Annotated in this window: 10 protein-coding genes; 8 read left to right on the forward strand and 2 right to left on the reverse strand. The window is 74.6% G+C overall.

What is annotated here, in order from left to right; genetic code table 11:
• Positions 1 to 69 precede the first annotated feature (69 nt).
• From ABZY91_RS07075 to ABZY91_RS07085, 3 genes are all read left to right on the forward strand, one after another.
• Positions 70 to 936 carry an NmrA family NAD(P)-binding protein gene (locus tag ABZY91_RS07075; protein ID WP_355400417.1) on the forward strand — a complete coding sequence of 289 codons (867 nt, stop codon included), beginning with the start codon at positions 70 to 72 and terminating at the stop codon, positions 934 to 936.
• Positions 937 to 1,305: 369 nt separating this feature from the next.
• Entirely contained in the window at positions 1,306 to 5,361 is a 4,056-nt protein-coding gene (locus ABZY91_RS07080) for a Pls/PosA family non-ribosomal peptide synthetase (protein WP_355400419.1), read from the forward strand.
• Positions 5,362 to 5,515: 154 nt separating this feature from the next.
• Complete coding sequence (locus tag ABZY91_RS07085) at positions 5,516 to 6,892, forward strand: M1 family metallopeptidase (protein ID WP_355400421.1); 1,377 nt, start codon at positions 5,516 to 5,518, stop codon at positions 6,890 to 6,892.
• 96 nt (positions 6,893 to 6,988) lie between these two features.
• Here ABZY91_RS07085 and ABZY91_RS07090 read toward each other — a convergent pair whose 3' ends face one another.
• Both ABZY91_RS07090 and ABZY91_RS07095 read right to left on the reverse strand, forming a co-directional pair.
• Positions 6,989 to 8,299 carry a DUF3533 domain-containing protein gene (locus ABZY91_RS07090; protein ID WP_355400423.1) on the reverse strand — a complete coding sequence of 437 codons (1,311 nt, stop codon included), beginning with the start codon at positions 8,297 to 8,299 and terminating at the stop codon, positions 6,989 to 6,991.
• A 161-nt stretch (positions 8,300 to 8,460) separates the two neighbouring features.
• Positions 8,461 to 10,089, reverse strand: a complete 1,629-nt coding sequence (locus ABZY91_RS07095) for a carbohydrate binding domain-containing protein (protein ID WP_355400438.1) — start codon at positions 10,087 to 10,089, stop codon at positions 8,461 to 8,463.
• Positions 10,090 to 10,519: 430 nt separating this feature from the next.
• Between ABZY91_RS07095 and ABZY91_RS07100 the strand changes: the two genes are divergently transcribed.
• The 5 genes from ABZY91_RS07100 to ABZY91_RS07120 all read left to right on the forward strand — a co-directional run bounded on the left by ABZY91_RS07100 (position 10,520) and on the right by ABZY91_RS07120 (position 17,084).
• Positions 10,520 to 11,899 carry a serine hydrolase domain-containing protein gene (locus ABZY91_RS07100; protein WP_355400425.1) on the forward strand — a complete coding sequence of 460 codons (1,380 nt, stop codon included), beginning with the start codon at positions 10,520 to 10,522 and terminating at the stop codon, positions 11,897 to 11,899.
• A gap of 426 nt (positions 11,900 to 12,325) precedes the next feature.
• A complete protein-coding gene (locus ABZY91_RS07105; RefSeq protein WP_329875665.1) occupies positions 12,326 to 13,219 on the forward strand; it encodes a GNAT family N-acyltransferase in 894 nt (297 codons plus the stop codon).
• Entirely contained in the window at positions 13,216 to 14,058 is an 843-nt protein-coding gene (locus tag ABZY91_RS07110) for a lysophospholipid acyltransferase family protein (RefSeq protein ID WP_355400427.1), read from the forward strand. Before ABZY91_RS07105 ends, ABZY91_RS07110 begins: the two co-directional genes overlap by 4 nt.
• A gap of 279 nt (positions 14,059 to 14,337) precedes the next feature.
• Positions 14,338 to 15,291, forward strand: a complete 954-nt coding sequence (pip, locus tag ABZY91_RS07115; protein ID WP_355400429.1) for a prolyl aminopeptidase — start codon at positions 14,338 to 14,340, stop codon at positions 15,289 to 15,291.
• 209 nt (positions 15,292 to 15,500) lie between these two features.
• A complete protein-coding gene (locus tag ABZY91_RS07120; RefSeq protein WP_355400431.1) occupies positions 15,501 to 17,084 on the forward strand; it encodes an alpha/beta fold hydrolase in 1,584 nt (527 codons plus the stop codon).
• The last annotated feature ends 67 nt before the right edge of the window (positions 17,085 to 17,151 follow it).

Here is a 17,151-nt window from a genome sequence, read left to right on the forward strand (position 1 = left end):
GACCCGCGCGGCACGGGCACCCCGCCGCGCGGACCGGTCCCACCCACACCCACGGAAAGAGATCCAGAGATGATCGTCATCATGGGCGCCACCGGCGCCACCGGCGGAGCCACCCTCCGCAGCCTGACCGCGCGGGACATCCCCGTCCGCGCCCTCAGCCGCGACCCGGCCCGGCTGCTGGCCGGACTCGACGACCGCACCCGCCCGCTGGTCGACGCGGTCGCCGCCGACGCCGGCGACCCGGAGTCGCTGGCCGCCGCCTTCAAGGGCGCCCGACAGCTGCTCCTCACCATGGCCAACGGCCCCCAGCAGGTCGAGCACGAGCTGCGGGCCGTCGACCTGGCGGCCAGGAGCGGTGTGGAGCACATCGTGAAGATCTCCGCCCCGGCCGCCGAGCCGGACTCCCCCGTCGCCGTCTCCCGGGGCCACCACCGGATCGAGGAGCACCTGCGGGCCTCCGGCGCCACGGCCACCGTCCTGCGCCCGTACGCGTTCATGCAGAAGCTGCTGCTGCTCTCGCCCGGCATCGCGGCCGCCGGGCTGATCCACGGCGCGACGGGCAGCGCCCGCTGCAACTACGTCGACTGCCGGGACATAGGCGACGTCGCGGCGGCCGTCCTCACCGACCCCAGGGCCGCGGGCGGCGTCCACGAGCTCACCGGTGGACGGGCGTACAGCCACCAGGAGATCGCCGAGCTGCTGAGCGCGCTGCTCGGCCGGCCGGTGCGGTACATCGACCTGGCCCCGGCCGAACTGCACGCCCACCTGGTCTCACGGGCCGGGATGCCGGACTGGCTCGCCACCCACGTGGTGGAGATCCAGCGGCTCGCGGTGGAGCGGCCGGAGTCGCCGACCGACGCCGCCACCAGGCTGACCGGTCGCGCTCCGCGTACCCTGGAGGCATTCCTCCGCGAGCATCTCCACCGGTTCCACTGACCCCTGCCGGACACCCCGACGGGCCCGCCGATCCCCGGACGGCGGGCCCGTCGCCCCGAAAGGAGCCAATCCGATGTGGCGTGGGTCACGACCGGAAAATACATCTGACGGTCCGTCAAAATGACTGATTGGCCGTCACATCAATGAGCCGGTCGCGCAGTTGTTGACTGACGGTCAGTCAGATTCGGTCATTTCAGCGCCAGTTGGGAAGAGTGTCGGTCGGTACGCCGTTCATCACCCGGGGCTACCATCGGTCGGGTTGTCCGCTCCGGCCCCGGAGTGGGGTCACCCCGTCAGGCGGTTGCTCCCACCGCCCCCAAGGGTCGAGCATCGGTCGGGACGGGGCAGGACAAGGAGCGCACGGCTGTTATGACAGCTGAACCGAACCAGACGGAGGCGGGCGACACGGCTGCGAGCCGGACCGCCGCGGACCACACGGACCCGGCGACCGCGGACCGGCCCTCGCCGGAGCCCACGGCCCCCGGGCCGCACCCCGGCGACGGACCGCACGCCGTCGACGGACCGGACACCGCCGGCAAGCACGCCCGCTACCCGGGCCGCCCCGCGCCCGCCCCGCGCACCCTGATCGACATCCTCGACGCCAGCGTCCGCGACCACCCGGCCGAGCCGGCCCTCGACGACGGCCACACCGTCCTCAGCTACCGCGCGCTCGCCGCCGAGGTCGAGCAGCTGCGCCGCCGCCTGGCCGCCGCCGGCATCCGCCCCGGTGCCCGGGTCGGCGTCCGCGTGCCCTCCGGCACCAACGACCTCTACGTCTCCGTCCTCGCCGTCCTCGCGGCCGGGGCCGCCTACGTCCCGGTCGACGCCGAGGACCCGGACGAGCGCGCCCAGCTGGTCTTCGAGGAGGCCGCGGTCGCCGCGGTCCTGGGCGCCGACCGCTCGCTCACCATGACCGCGGGCGCGGCCACCCCCGAGGCGGCCACCGCCGGCACACCCGGATCCGGAACGCCCGCCGCCGACCTGCCCACCGAGACCCGCCCCTCCCCCGCCGACGACGCCTGGATCATCTTCACCTCGGGCTCCACCGGCCGCCCCAAGGGCGTCGCCGTCACCCACCGCAACGCCGCCGCCTTCGTCGACGCCGAGGCCGCGCTCTTCCTCCAGGACGAGCCCATCGGCCCCGGCGACCGGGTGATGGCCGGGCTCTCGGTCGCCTTCGACGCCTCCTGCGAGGAGATGTGGCTCGCCTGGCGCTACGGCGCCTGCCTGGTGCCCGTCCCCCGCTCCCAGGTGCGCAGCGGCGCCGACCTCGGCCCGTGGCTCGCCGAGCAGGAGATCACCGTGGTCTCCACCGTGCCGACGCTGGCCGCGCTCTGGCCGGCCGAGGCGCTGATCGAGGTCCGGCTGCTGATCTTCGGCGGCGAGGCCTGCCCGCCCGAGCTGGTGCAGCGCGTCGTCACCGAGGGCCGCGAGGTCTGGAACACGTACGGCCCCACGGAGGCCACCGTGGTCGCCTGCGCCGCGCTGCTCACCGGTGAGGGGCCGGTCCGGATCGGCCTGCCGCTGGACGGCTGGGACCTGGTCGTCGTCGACGAGGCCGGCGAGCCGGTCGCGCCGGGTGGCACCGGCCAGCTGGTGATCGGCGGCGTCGGTCTGGCCCGCTACCTCGACCCGGAGAAGGACGCCGAGAAGTACGCGCCGCTGCCGTCGGTCGGCTGGGACCGCGCCTACCGCAGCGGCGACCTGGTCCAGGCCGACCCCGAGGGCCTGCTCTTCCTCGGCCGCGCCGACGAGCAGATCAAGCTCGGCGGGCGCCGGATCGAGCTGGGCGAGGTCGACGCGGCGCTCCAGGCCCTGCCGGGCGTGGCGGGCGCGGCGGCGGCGGTCCGCACCGCGCGCGGCGGCAACCAGCTGCTGGTGGGCTACCTGGTGACCTCCGAGGGCTGGGACCGCGAGCAGGCCGTGGCGCGGCTGCGGGCCGAGCTGCCGGCCGCCCTGGTCCCGTTGCTCGCGACGGTCGACACGCTGCCCACCCGGACCTCCGGCAAGGTCGACCGGAACGCGCTGCCGTGGCCGCTGCCCGGGCTGCAGCCCACCGGCCCGACCGAGGAGCTGTACGGCACCGAGGCCTGGCTGGCCGAGCAGTGGACGGAGATCCTCGGGGTGCCGGTGAGCGGCCCCCGGGAGGACTTCTTCGCGATCGGCGGCGGCAGTCTGGCCGCCGCCCGGCTCACCACCCTGCTACGGGCCCGTTACCCGAGCGCCGCGGTGCTGGACATCTACCAGAACCCGACGCTGCGCAAGCTCGCCCGGCACCTGGAGCGCTCGGCGGCGGAGCGCAACGAGGTACGGACGATCGCGCCGGTCCCGACCCGGGCCAAGGTCCTGCAGCTGCTCCTGCTGGTCCCGCTGTTCACGGTGGTGGGGCTGCGCTGGACGGTCGCCCTGCTGGCGCTCGGCAACCTGCTGTCGCACCTCGACGGTTTCGCCTGGGCCCCGACCGCCTCCTGGTGGGCGGTCGGGGCGGGGGCGCTGGCGCTGTTCAGCCCGCCCGGACGGCTCGCGGTCGCGGCCGGCGGCGCCCGGCTGCTGCTGCGCGGCCTGCGCCCGGGCAGCTACCCCCGTGGCGGTTCCGTGCACGTGCGGCTCTGGGCCGCCGAGCGGCTCACCGAGGTGACCGGAGCGACCACGCTCTCCGGGGCGTGGCTGGTCCGGTACGCGCGGGCCCTCGGCGCCAAGGTCGGTCCGGAGGCGGACCTGCACTCGCTGCCGCCGGTGACCGGTCTGCTCAAGCTGGGCCGCGGCTGCGCGGTGGAGGCCGAGGTCGACCTCTCCGGGTACTGGCTGGACGGTGACCGGTTGGAGGTCGGGCAGATCAAGATCGGCGCGGGCGCCGTGATCGGCACCCGCTCGACCATGCTGCCCGGTGCCCGGGTCGGCAAGCAGGCCCAGGTGGTGGCCGGGTCCAGCGTCACCGGGCAGATCCCGACCGGTCAGCGCTGGGGCGGCGCGCCCGCCGTCAAGCTGGGCCGCACCGAGCGGTTCTGGCCGAAGGGGCGCCCGGTCCGCCACGCGCGCTGGTCCGCGCTGTACGGGGCCAGCGGCACGGCCCTCGGCCTGCTGCCGCTGCTGCCGGCCGTGGCCGGTGTGGCGGTGCTGTCCCTGTTCGTCGATCCCGCGGACGGTCTGGGCGGGGCGCTCGGCGGCGCCCTGCTGGGCCTGCTGCCCGCCACCCTGGCGTACGGCGTGGTGTACGCGGCGCAGCTGGTCGCGGCGGTGCGGCTGCTCTCGATCGGCCTGGTCCCCGGGGTCCACCCGCTGCACGGCCGGGTCGGCTGGCAGGCCTGGTCGGTGACCCAGCTGATGGACCAGGCGCGCGAGATCCTCTTCCCGCTGTACGCGGGGCTGGTGACGCCGCTCTGGCTGCGGGCGCTGGGCATGCGGGTCGGGCGCGGCGCGGAGGTGTCGACGGTCCTGGCGCTGCCGAGCCTGACCACGGTCGGCGACGGTGCGTTCCTGGCCGACGACACCCTGATCGCGCCGTACGAGCTGGGCGGCGGCTGGGTGCGGCTGGGCGAGGCGAAGGTGGGCGAGCGGGCGTTCCTCGGCAACTCGGGGATGACCGCTCCGGGCCGCTCGGTGCCCAAGCGGGGGCTGGTGGGCGTGCTGTCGGCGACGCCGGCGAAGGCGAAGAAGGGCAGCTCGTACCTGGGCATGCCGCCGATGCGGCTGCCCCGGGCGGCCGACAAGGCCGACCAGAGCCTCACCTACGAGCCGCCGGCCCGGCTGCTCTGGGCGCGCGGGCTGGTCGAGGTGGGCCGGCTGCTGCCGGTGCTGGCCTCGGGGGCGCTCGGCGCGCTGATGCTGGCGGCGCTCTCCTGGGTGGCGGTCGAGTGGTCGCCGCTGGCGGCGGCGCTGCTGTCCGGTCTGCTGCTGCTGGCCGCGGGCGGGGTGGCCTGCCTGGTCGCGGTGGCGGCGAAGTGGCTGCTGGTGGGGCGGTTCCGGGCGGTGGAGCATCCGCTGTGGAGCGGTTTCGTCTGGCGGAACGAGCTGGCGGACACCTTCGTCGAGGTGCTGGCTGTACCGTGGCTGGTCGGCGCGGTTCCGGGCACGCCGCTGCTGAACGTGTGGCTGCGGGCGCTCGGTGCGAACGTCGGGCGCGGGGTCTGGTGCGAGAGCTACTGGCTGCCGGAGGCGGACCTGGTCACCCTCGGGGACGGGGTGTCGATCAACCGGGGCTGCGTCGTGCAGACCCACCTCTTCCACGACCGGATCATGCGGATGGATACTGTCGTCCTCGGCGAGGGCTCCACCCTGGGGCCCGGCGGCATCGTGCTGCCCGGCAGCTCGGTGGGTGCGCGCAGCACACTGGGCCCGGCCTCGCTGGTGATGCGCGCCGAGTCGGTCCCCGCGGACACGCGGTGGCTCGGCAATCCCATCGAGGTGTGGCAGACCACCTCCTGACCACCGTTTCCCCCGCCCGCCGCCACGCCGCCCCCCTCCCCCTGTCGCAGGAGCGTACGACCCGGTGAAACCCCGCCCGGTGCAGTCCCAGCAGTCCCCGCAGATCCCGCAGCCCCCGGGTCCTCCGGCCGCCCCCGCGGCGCCGGTGGGCTCCGTGAACGGTGTCCACCGGGGCCCGGCGGCGGCGCCCGCCGCCGGGCCGGACCCGTACTTCCCGAACAGCGGGGACCACCGGTACCGCGTCCACCGCTACGAGCTGGCGCTCGACTACCGGCCCGGCCCGAACCGGCTGGGCGGCACGGCCCGGCTCAGCGCCGTGGCCGTGACCGCGCTGCCCGAGTTCGCACTGGACCTCGCCGAGTTCCGGATCGGCCGGGTGCTGGTGGACGGCCGGGCCGCCCGGTACACCCACCGGGCCGGCAAGCTGCGGGTCCGTCCGGCGAAGGCGCTGACGGCGGGTGCGGCGTTCACCGTCGAGGTGCACTACACCGGCAACCCGAGGCCGGTGCGCAGCCCGTGGGGCGGCCTGGGCTGGGAGGAGCTGACCGACGGCGCGCTGGTGGCCAGCCAGCCGGTCGGGGCGCCGTCCTGGTTCCCGTGCAACGACCGGCCGGCCGACAAGGCGACGTACCAGATAGCGGTCACCACGCCCTCCCCCTACACGGTGGTGGTCGGCGGCCGGCTGCTGACCCGGACCACCCGGGCGTCCAGCACCACCTGGGTGTACGAGCAGTCCGCGCCGACCTCGACGTACCTGGTGACGGTCTCGATCGGCCAGTACCTGCCGGTGGTGCTGGCGGAGCGCCCGAACGTGCCGCAGACCGGGTTCGTGCCGGAGCGGCTGGCCGGTTCGTTCGCCGCCGACTTCGGCCGGCAGCCGGCGATGATGGCGTACTTCGAGGAGGTGTTCGGCCCCTACCCGTTCGGCGAGTACGCGGTGGTGGTGGCCGACGAGGAGTTGGACGTGCCGGTCGAGGCGCAGGGCGTGGCGACCTTCGGCACCAACCATCTCGGGGGCGGCTGGGAGCGGGAGCGGCTGATCGCCCACGAGCTGGCCCACCAGTGGTTCGGGAACAGCCTGTCGGTGGGCGACTGGAGCCACATCTGGCTGAACGAGGGGCTGGCCAAGTACGCGGAGTGGCTCTGGTCGGAGCGGGCGGGCGGACCGTCGGCGGCGGCGAGGGCCGCCTCCGCGCACCGGCTGCTGGCCGGGCTGCCGCAGGACCTCCGGCTCGGCGACCCGGGCCGGAAGCTGATGTTCGACGACCGGCTGTACCAGCGCGGCGGGCTCACCGTGCACGCCCTGCGGCAGGCCCTCGGGGACGCCGCCTTCTTCCGGATGCTGCGGGACTGGGCGGGTTTCCACCGGCACGGGACGGTCACCTCCGCCGACTTCCTGGCGCACACCGCCCGCTACACGCAGGCGCCGTTGGAGGGGCTGTTCGAGGCCTGGCTGAGGCGGCCGGAGCTGCCGCCGCTGCCGCCGGGCTCACCCGGCTCGACGGTCCGGGCCTGGTCCCCGCCGGCCTGACCGGCCCGGCCGGCCCCCGCCGGCCGTTCCCGGCGGTACGCGGCCGGGCCCGCCCGGACGACGTGCCGGGACGTTGCCGCACCACCGTGCCCGGGCTCAGGAGAGCTCGGGCACGGTGCGGTGCAGCCCCTTGCGGTCGTAGTAGCGGGTCATCCCGAAGCCGAAGAGCAGCGCCGCCACCGTGCCGATCCCGATCCAGACCCACGCCCTCGTCAGGCCGGCGTCCGCCTGCGCGTCGAAGAAGAGGATGGCGCGCACGCCGTCGGTGAGCTGGCGCATCGGCTCGAACAGCGCCAGGAACCGGTAGAACGACGGCAGGGCGTCGAGCGGGATCGTGGCGCCGGAGGACGGCAGGCCGAGCACGATGAAGACGAACATGCTGATCAGCAGGCCGATCCCGCCGAAGGCCGCGTTGATGGCCTGGACCCCGAGCCCGACGGCGCTGGTCGCGCAGACCGAGAAGACCCAGAGCAGCGGCAGGTGGGCGGCGTCCATGTCGAGGACCACCACACTCGCGAACATGATCAGCGAGGAGGTCAGCAGCGAGAGCACGACGGACATCGCGCACTTGACGGCCAGGGTGCCGGTGCGGTCGATCGGGACGACCGGGTGGCGGGCGCGCCAGGGACCGATCTCGTTGTCGGCGTAGCCGAGGGCGACGTCGACGCCGTTGCCGATGATGTTGGCGCCCATGAAGCCCGCCAGGACCAGCAGCAGGGTGTAGTAGAACGCGGTGAGTCCGAGCCCGCTGCGGCTGCCGATGGGGTGGCCGACGGCGGTCGTGAGGGTGATCGGGTCGGCGATCAGCAGCCGGGCGGCGTTGTCCAGGCCCTGGGTCCCCGGCAGGGCGGTGAGCGTGCCGCCGAGCCGCAGGGACGCCTCCCGGACGGCCTGCTGGCCGATCTGCGCGGCGAGCGAGGAGCCGAGACTGCCGACGCCCGGGTTGGTGTACTGGACGACGGTCGGCCGTGCGGGTTCCGCACCGCCGCTGCTGCCGAGGGCCGCGACCGCCGCGGTGAAGTCGGGCGGCACCTGGAGGACGCCGTACAGCTTGCCGGAGGCCAGCTGTTCCCTGGCCGCGGCCTCGTCGAGGCGGCGCCAGGAGACCGTGTCCCCCTGGCCGGGGGCGGTGGCGATGCCGGTGACGACCTGCTCGCCGAGGTTCCGCTGCTGTCCGGCGACGGTGGCGCCGCGGTCGGTGTCGACCAGCCCGATCGGGATGTGGTGCAGGTCGGCCCGCGGGTCGAGGATCCCTCCGAGGTAGAGCAGCGACATCAGCAGGCTGAGCAGCCCGACCAGGACGGCGGGGATCACCCAGAGCCGGGGGTTGCGCAGCACCTGCCGGGCGCGGACGCCGGTCGTGGGCGGCGGGGGCTCGGGGAGGTTCGGTTCGGGGACGTCGGGCATGAGTCTCCGTACGTGGTCGGCGGCCCGGCCGACACTAGGAGCGGCGTTCGGCGGGCGCACGCCGCCACGCCGCCGGGTCACCCGCCCGCGCGGCCCCGGACACGGACCGGCCCGGCCCCCCGTGGGTGCGGGGGGCCGGGCCGGTCTCCGCCGGGGTGGCGTCAGCCGGTGAAGCCGGCCGTGATGGAGGTGAACTGCCAGTCGTTCTGGGCGATGCCGGAGCAGGTCTCCTGCAGGCCGCCGCCGGGGCAGCCGCGGTCCCGGTTGACGGACCAGAACGCGAGCCGGGCGATGTGGTGGCTGTTGGCCCAGTCGCGGATCGCGGTCCAGTTCTGGACGGTGGTGACCTCGTTGTTGTCGCTGAGGCCGTTCATGCCGGAGATGCCGATGTGCGCGTAGGCGGTGGCGTCGTCCCAGCCGAAGGTGGACCTGAGCTTGGTCTTCAGACCCTCGGTGGCACTGACGGTGGCGGCGTACATGTCGGTCGAGGCGTTGCCGAAGTCGAACGGCATGATGGTGAAGACGTCGATGTCGGCGTTGAGCGCCTTGGCCTGCTCGATCAGCCGGTTGCCGTGGGAGGTCGGGCCGCTGGTGGCGGTGCCGAAGGTCAGGATGGTGCGCAGACCGGGGTTGTTCTGCTTCACGATCTTGAGCGCGCCGAGGATGCGGTCCTGGACGGCGTAGTTCTCGAACTCGTCGGTGTTCTCGATGTCGACGTCGATCGCCTTGAGGCCGTAGGCGTTGATCACCTTCTGGTACGCGGCGGCGAGGTCGGCGGTGGTGGCGCAGTTGGGGCCGAGCTTGTTGCCGCTCCATCCGCCGATCGACGGGACGATGTCGCCGCCGGCGGCGCGGACCGCGTTGACGGTCGCCTGGTCGACGCCGTTCAGCAGGGGGCGCTGGCTGTCCCAGGTGGGGTTGCAGCCGTTCTGGGCGAGGATGAACGCCATCGTGAACCACTTGATGCCGGTGGCGTTCATGACCGTGGTGGCGGCCGGCGGGTTGCCCCAGCCGTTGTACAGGTAGGGCGCGGCCTGCTTGAAGCCGGTCGGGGTGCCGCCGCCCGGGTCGGTGGTGACGGTGAGCGCGGTGGAGGCGCCCGAGGTGTTGCCCGCGGCGTCGCGCGCCTTGACCGTGAACGTGTACGCGGTCGCGGCGGCGAGGCCGCCGACGGTGGTGGAGGTCCCGGTGGCGGTGGCGACCTTGGTGGCGCCCTGGTAGACGTCGTAGCCGGTGACGCCGGTGTTGTCGGTGGCGGCGTCCCACGCGAGGTTGACGCTGGCGGCGGACTTGCCGGTGGTGCGCAGGTTGCCCGGGACGGTGGGCGCCTGGGTGTCGGTGGGGGTGCCGCCGCCGGGGCCGTCGAGGCTGAGGTCGTCGGCGTAGTAGGTGCCCTGGCCGTACCAGCCGTTGACGTAGACCTCGGCGCTGGTCTGGGTGGCGCCGGTGGTGAAGGAGACGCTCAGCCGGGTGTAGTCGGCGGCGGAGGTCCAGGCGGAGGTGCCCCCGGTGACGCCGAGGTAGACGTAGCTGCCGCGGACCCAGCCGGAGAGCGTGTAGGCGGTGTTGGGCTGGACGGCGACGGTCTGGACGCACTTGGCGTTGTCGCCCGCGGTGGCGGCGCCGGCGAGCGCCTTGGTGCCGCCGTGGACGGGGGTGGTGACGACCGAGCCGAGGCCGCCGGAACAGTTCCAGCCGGACAGGGTGCCGGTCTCGAAGCCCGGGTTGGTGAGCTGGTTCGCCGCGTGGGCGACGGTGGGTGCGCCGAACGCGGCGACGGCAGCGAGCAGAGCGGCCGCGCCGGCGGCGGGCAGTCGGGTGCGCTTGTGCACCGGTGACCTCCAGTGGGGGTGTGGGGGTGGAGGTGCGGGGAGGAGCCCAAAATGGACTGGACCAATTGATGGTGTCAAGGACCGTCCGCCGAACGGACGGTGAAGGCGCGTCGGGAGCCGGGGCGCGCGGCCGACCGCCGGGTCCGGGCCCGTTGCGGGCTCGCGCCGGGTCCGCGCCGGGTCCGCGCCGGGCCGCTCCCAGGTACTTCCCAGGTCCGTCCCGGGTTCCGTCCCGGACCCGGCGACGGGCCCGGACCGGCCGGATCCTGCGACATTCCAGGACGTCCGGGAAAAACCGGTGGAAGGCGACCGCGCTCCCAACTAGCGTGGGCACGCCGTGCCGTCCGCGGCGCATCGATCGCACCATCGATATCAATCAGAGGATCAGATGACCGACCTGTCCGACGAACTGCTCCCCTCCACCCGCCGTGCGCTCACGCACCGGATCGCGGTCGCCCAGGCCGAGGGCCGCACGCCCTCCATGGTCGCCGCCGTGGTCCGCGACGAGCGGTTGGTGTGGAGCGGCTCCCGCAGCATGATCGACGGCCACGCCCCCACCGCCGACGTGCAGTACCGGATCGGTTCGATCACCAAGACCTTCGTCGCCGTCCTGGTCCTGCGCCTGCGCGACGAGGGCCTGCTGGACCTCGCCGACCCGATCGAGCGTCACCTGCCCGGCACGCCCGCCGACGGCGCCACCGTCGCCCAGCTGCTCTCCCACTCCGCCGGCCTCGCCTCCGAGACCCCGGAGCCGTGGTGGGAGCGGACGGACGGCGCGCTCCGCCCCCGCCTCGCCGACATCCTGGAGCAGGAGCGGCCGCGCCGCCACCCGGCCGGCCGGCGGCACCACTACTCCAATCCCACCTACGCCCTGCTCGGGGCCCTCGTCGAGCAGTTGCGCGGCGAGCCCTGGGGCGAGGTGCTGCGCCGGGAGGTCCTCCAGCCCCTCGGCATGGACCGCACGACCCTGCTGCCCGAGCACCCGCACGCCGGGGGCTTCGCCGTCCACCCCTGGGCGGACGTCATGCTGCCCGAGCCGCTCACCGACACCGGCCTGATGGCGCCGGCCGGCCAGCTCTGGTCCACCGTCACCGATCTCGCCCGCTGGGCCGCCTTCCTGGCCGGCGGCCACGAGAAGGTCCTCTCCACCGACACGCTCGCCGAGATGCGCGAACCCGCCGTCGGCCCCGAGGCCGGCGAGTGGAGCGAGAGCTACGGGTTCGGGCTCCAGCTGATCCAGCACGAGGGCCGCTCGCTCTACGGACACTCCGGCTCGATGCCGGGCTTCACGGCGGGCCTCTGGATCAGCGACACCGACGGCCTCGCCGCGATCGCCCTCTCCAACGCCACCAACGGCTCCCGCACACCGCTGGTCGCCGCCGAGCTGATCGCCCTCACCGCGCAGCACGAGCCCCGGATCCCCGAGCCCTGGCGTCCGCTGCCCGACGTGGACGAGGAGCTCCTCGCCCTCACCGGCCCCTGGTACTGGGGCGCCGCGCCCCACACCCTGCGGCTCAGGGCCGACCGGATGCTGGAGCTCTCGTCGCTCGGCCGCACCGGCCGAGGCTCCCGCTTCCGGGCCGAGACGGACGGCACCTGGACCGGTCTCGACGGCTACTACGCCGGCGAGACCCTGCGGGTGGTCCGGGCGGGCGACGGATCGGTCAGCCACCTCGACATCGGCACGTTCGTGCTCACCCGCGAGCCCTACGGCCCCGCCGAGGTCATCCCCGGCGGCCTCGACCCCCAGGGGTGGCAGGCGTTCTAGGCCCTCCCCGGCCTCCGCTCCCCCGCTCCCGCTGCTCCCCGCCGCCGTCCCCCCGCAGTCCTTCCGGGGGGACGGCGGCGGGCCCGTCTCCGGCGCCGCCCCGGTCCGGTGGACGACCGGACCTCCCGGGCCGCCGAGGAGCCGCCGAGGAGCCGCCGGGCGACCGCCGTCACGGCCGGGCCCGCGTCCGCCACCCCGTCGAGCCGAGCAGCGGACGGCGTCCTGGTGCCCGACAGGTGTCCCGCACACGACGGGTGACCGCATTCAGCAGGTGCACATCTGCTCTCCGCCGAACCGCAACGTGGACGCCAGCCGACTTGGAGAGACATACGGGTGCCGGTCAGCACGCCCGCCGAGGACGCGGGCCTGCCCGGTGCCACGGAGTTCCGTGGCTGCCGTCGTCCGTGCTGCCCTGGAGGGTCCGCCATGACCATCGTCCCCACGTACGCTCCGCCCGCAGTCACCCCCGTCCACCCCACCGCGGTGCCCGCCCCGCGCCCGGCCGTGCCGTCGCCCGCCGTCTACACGGTCGCCCTCGCCCGGGACGAGGACGACGTCCGCGCCGCCCAGCGGCTGCGTCACCGCGTCTTCGCCGCCGAGCTCGGCGCCACCCTGCACAGCCCGGTCGCGGGGCTGGACGTCGACCCGTTCGACGAGTTCTGCGACCACCTGCTGGTCCGTGAGGGCGAGGACGGCACCGTGGTCGGCACCTACCGGCTGCTGCGCCCCGAGGCCGCCCGCCGGGCCGGCCGGCTCTACTCGGACGGCGAGTTCGACCTCCGCAACCTGGCGCCGCTGCGCGACGGCCTGGTCGAGCTGGGCCGCTCCTGCATCGCCCCCGAGCACCGGGGCAACGGCGCCGTCATCAACCTGATGTGGGGCGGCATCGCCCGCTACCTGGCCGACACCGGCAACACCTGGGTGGGCGGCTGCTGCTCGATCCCGCTGGACGACGGCGGCGCCACCGCGGCCCGGGTCTGGGACACCGTCGGCGCCAAGCACCTCGCCCCCGAGGAGTACCGGGTGGCGCCGCACCGGCTCTGGGACGCCACCGACGTACCGCGCGCCGAGCGGGCGGCGCTGCCGGCCCTGCTCCGCGGCTACCTGCGGCTGGGCGCCTGGGTCTGCGGAGCGCCCGCCCACGACCGGGACTTCGACACCGCCGACCTGTTCGTGCTGCTCTCGCTGGAGCGGACCGACCCCCGCTACCTGCGGCACTTCCTCTCCGGCGTGGGCGGGGTGACGGCCGGCACGGCGGCCACCGCACCGGCGGCCTCCCTGGCGGGCGGCACCGAACCCGCGGCAGGACCGGTCTCATGAGCGTCTGGCTGCCGACGGCGTCCTGCACACCCGAGGCCTGCCTCACCGACCCGGCGCCGACGGTCGCCCTCCCCCGGCGGGTGCTGCGGCTGACGGCCTGCCTGCTGGTCCTGGCGACGGGACTGGCGCTCACCCGGCCGGCGAGCACCCTGCCCCGGGGGCCGCGCGACCTGCTGGCCCGGTTCTGGGCCCGCACACTCCTCGGCTCGCTCGGGGTGACGGTGCGGATCGCCCCCACCCCGGACGACCGCCCGGACGACCACCCGGACCCGCAGCACTCCGGTGTGCTCCTGGTGGCCAACCACGTGTCCTGGCTGGACATCCCGCTCATCGCCGCCGTGCGGCCCGGCCGCTCGCTGGCCAAGACCGAGGTCCGCCACTGGCCGGTGCTCGGCCGGATGGTCTCCTGGGGCGGCACGGTCTTCCTGGACCGCGACCGGCTCCGCACCCTTCCCGGGACGGTCTCCGAGGTGGCCGCCCTGCTGCGGGACGGCCACCCGATGGTCGTCTTCCCGGAGGGGTCCACCTGGTGCGGGCGCGAGAGCGGCCGGTTCCGCCCGGCCTTCTTCGAGGCCGCCGTCCGGGCGGGCGCCCCGGTCCAGCCGATGACGATCCGCTACCGGCTGGCCGACGGGCGGGCGACCAGCGCGCCGGCGTTCGTCGGGGAGGACGGGCTGCTCAACTCGCTCGCCCGGGTGGTCGCGGTGCGGGGGCTGGTGGCGGAGCTGACCTTCCGTCCGCCGATCCCGGCCCCGGCCCCGCAGCCCGGCGGCGGCCTCCGGCAGGCCCGCCGCGAACTGGCCCACGCCGCCCAGGCATCGGTGGAGGGCGTCCGCTGAGGGCGGCGGAGCGGCCTGGCGGCGGTCGTCCCGGCCGGCCGCCGGACCGCTCACGTCCGCTACGGCAGCGGGGCGACCGCCTCCTGACCGCCCCCGCCCGCCCTGACCGCCCCCGCCCGCCTCCTGACCGCCCCCGCCCGCCCCGACCGCTTCCCGCCCGTCCCCGCCCGTCCCCCGTGCGGCGGCCACCGGCGGTCGGCCACCGAAAACCGTTCGACTACCGCCGTCCCGGCCGCTAGCCTCGCGGGCACCCCGTCCCCTGCCCGAGGAGGCCGCCGCATGTCCGAGTTCCATCCGATCGGCACACCGTACGCGGAGGGGCTGCTCGACGTCGGCGACGGCAACCGGATCCACTGGGAGGCGTCCGGAAACCCGTCGGGCAAGCCCGCCCTGGTGGTGCACGGCGGGCCGGGCTCCGGGCTCAACGCCGGCAACCGGCGGTTCTTCGACCCCGAGCGGTACCACCTGATCCTCTTCAGCCAGCGCGGCTGCGGCCGGAGCGAGCCGCACGCCGCCGACCCGGCCACCACCCTGGAACACAACACCACCGCGCACCTGATCGCCGACATGGAACGGCTCCGCGAGCACCTGGGCGTCGAGAAGTGGCTGCTGTACGGCGGCTCCTGGGGATCCACGCTGATCCTCGCGTACGCCCAGGCCCACCCCGAGCGGGTGTCCGAGATCGTGATCAGCGCCGTCACCATGACCCGGCCCGAGGAGATCGACTGGCTCTACCGGGGCGTCGGCCGGCTGCTCCCCGGCCCGTGGGAGGCGTTCCGCGACGCGCTGCCGCCCGAGGACCGCGGCGGCGACCTGGTGTCCGCGTACAGCCGGCTGCTGAACAGCCCGGACGAGGCCGTCCGGCGCAAGGCCGCGAACGACTGGGCGACCTGGGAGGACGCGGTGATCTCCCACGAGTCGCTGGGCACCCCGAACGCGTACTCCGACCGCCCGACCGACGCCCTGATGGCCTTCACCCGGATCACCGCACACTACTTCTCCCACCAGGGCTTCCTGGAGGACGGCCAACTCCTGCGCGACGCGCACCTGTTGGCCGGCATCCCCGGCGCCCTCATCCACGGGAAGCTGGATCTCGGCTGCCCGCTGGACACCCCCTGGTCGCTCGCCAGGGCCTGGCCGGACGCCACGCTGACCGTCATCGACGAGGCGGGGCACACCGGCACCCCGGTGATGCGCCGGGCCGTCCTCGACGCCCTGGAGCGCTTCCTGTAGCCGCCCCGGCACGCCCGGTGACGCGCCGGGCGTGCCGGGCACCCACCGCCCGCCGGAACGGTCCGGCACGGATGGTGACGGGCCATCAACGGTCCGCACTCGGGGGGTGACAGGTCGGCTCCGGACTCCGACACTGGAGGGGAGAAGCTCCCACGCCAACGGGTCGACCGGTGCCGGCCGGTGCCGGCCGCGGAGAGGGCAGGCCGGCCATGAGTACGCCGTCCGCCAGACTCCCGATCATCTATGTCCGGGGCTACGCCGGAGGCACCCCCGGGATCGAGAAGGCCGTGACGGATCCGTTCTACGGATTCAACGAGGGCTCGACGCACATCCGCGTCGGGCGTGAGGACGACCCCGTCTTCTACCAGTTCGAAAGTCCGTTACTGCGCCTGCACCTCGACGAGGGCTACCACATCCTCGTCGAGGGCAGCCAGGAGAACTACCTGGAGAACCACGACGAGATTCCCCCCGACAGCATCTGGATCCACCGCTTCTACGACCGCTGCGCCGGCGCCTGGGGAGCCGGGCCGCAGCGGTTCGACCTGGAGACGGCCGCCGCCGACCTGCTGGACCTGATCGAGAAGCTCCAGGCCAGGACGGGCGCGTCCCAGGTCCACCTGGTCGCCCACTCGATGGGCGGGCTGATCTGCCGCTGCCTGCTGCAGAAGGTCATCCCGGAACGGCGCCCGGGGCGGCGGGCCGCCGACTACGTCGCGAAGCTCTTCACGTACGGGACGCCGCACGGCGGCATCACCTTCGACGTCGGGTTCGGCGTCCCCGAGGCGCTGCGGGACATGGTCAACTTCAACGGCGCGGACGTGTTCGGACCCGCCCGGATGTACCGGTACCTGACCCCGGCCGGCCGCCGGGACGAGGCCGGGCCGCCGGTGGGCTGGCGGGCCGTCGACATGCCGGACGACGACGGCACCGGCTCCGCCGAGGACGCGGCCGGAAGCTTCCCGCTGAACCGGGTGTTCTGCTTCGTCGGCACCGATTCCGCCGACTACGACGTGGCCCACGGCGTCTCCTCGGCGGCGGTCGGCCCGCGCAGCGACGGGCTGGTGCAGATCGAGAACGCCCAGGTCACCGGAGCCCACCGGGCCTTCGCCCACCGCAGCCACAGCGGTCGGTACGGGCTGGTCAACTCCGAGGAGGGCTACCAGAACCTGCGCCGCTTCCTGTTCGGCGACCTGCGGGTCCGCGCCGACCTGGTCGGCCTGGAGCTGCCGGAGGACGACCCCGACGTCACCTGGCAGGCCGAGGTGGAGCTCAAGGTGCGCGGGCTGCCGGTGCTGATGCACGAGCGGGTGGCACCGCACTGGTGCCCGATCCAGCTCTCCGACCCCCGGCGCAACGGCCGGCGCGGGCGGGACCCGGACGGCGACCGCGCCGACGGGGACGGCGCCGTCCCCCTGGCGACCGCGTTCCTCTCCACCGCCCTGCCGCGGCCGGGGGCGGCGCCGCTGCGCTACGCGCTCGACCTGCGGGTGCTCTCGCTGCGCGAGCACAAGGGGTTCTTCGGCTTCGGCGACCACCTGGAGCAGACCGCCGACTTCGCGGACACCCTGATCGTGGACGTACAGGCCGCCGGGCCGCGCCCGGCGGCCTGGGCGCACTGGAACTCCGAGGTCACCGGCACGATCAAGGACCTCCACCCGGAGGACGAGCGGCCGCTGCCGGACGAGGACCCGCAGGCGGACTCCTGGGTCACCCGGGTCCGGCTGCCGTCGACCACCGCCCCGATCCTCGGCGAGGGGGCCAGGGTCCGCCTCACGGTCGGCCGCTGGAACTGACACCCCCGCCGCTCCCCCCCTGGCCTTCCGGCCCGGACGGCACGAGGACGGCGGCACCGGCCCGGGC

Origin of the sequence: Kitasatospora sp. NPDC002965, assembly GCF_040611255.1 — a bacterium.
GTDB lineage: Bacteria > Actinomycetota > Actinomycetes > Streptomycetales > Streptomycetaceae > Kitasatospora.

Excerpts from the sequence above, each read along its gene's own strand:
- ABZY91_RS07105 (WP_329875665.1), top strand. The coding sequence starts at position 12,326 with ATGACCATCGTCCCCACGTACGCTCCGCCCGCAGTCACCCCCGTCCAC.
- ABZY91_RS07090 (WP_355400423.1), bottom strand. The coding sequence starts at position 8,299 with ATGCCCGACGTCCCCGAACCGAACCTCCCCGAGCCCCCGCCGCCCACG.
- pip (WP_355400429.1), top strand. The coding sequence starts at position 14,338 with ATGTCCGAGTTCCATCCGATCGGCACACCGTACGCGGAGGGGCTGCTC.
- ABZY91_RS07080 (WP_355400419.1), top strand. The coding sequence starts at position 1,306 with ATGACAGCTGAACCGAACCAGACGGAGGCGGGCGACACGGCTGCGAGC.
- ABZY91_RS07110 (WP_355400427.1), top strand. The coding sequence starts at position 13,216 with ATGAGCGTCTGGCTGCCGACGGCGTCCTGCACACCCGAGGCCTGCCTC.
- ABZY91_RS07075 (WP_355400417.1), top strand. The coding sequence starts at position 70 with ATGATCGTCATCATGGGCGCCACCGGCGCCACCGGCGGAGCCACCCTC.
- ABZY91_RS07100 (WP_355400425.1), top strand. The coding sequence starts at position 10,520 with ATGACCGACCTGTCCGACGAACTGCTCCCCTCCACCCGCCGTGCGCTC.
- ABZY91_RS07120 (WP_355400431.1), top strand. The coding sequence starts at position 15,501 with ATGAGTACGCCGTCCGCCAGACTCCCGATCATCTATGTCCGGGGCTAC.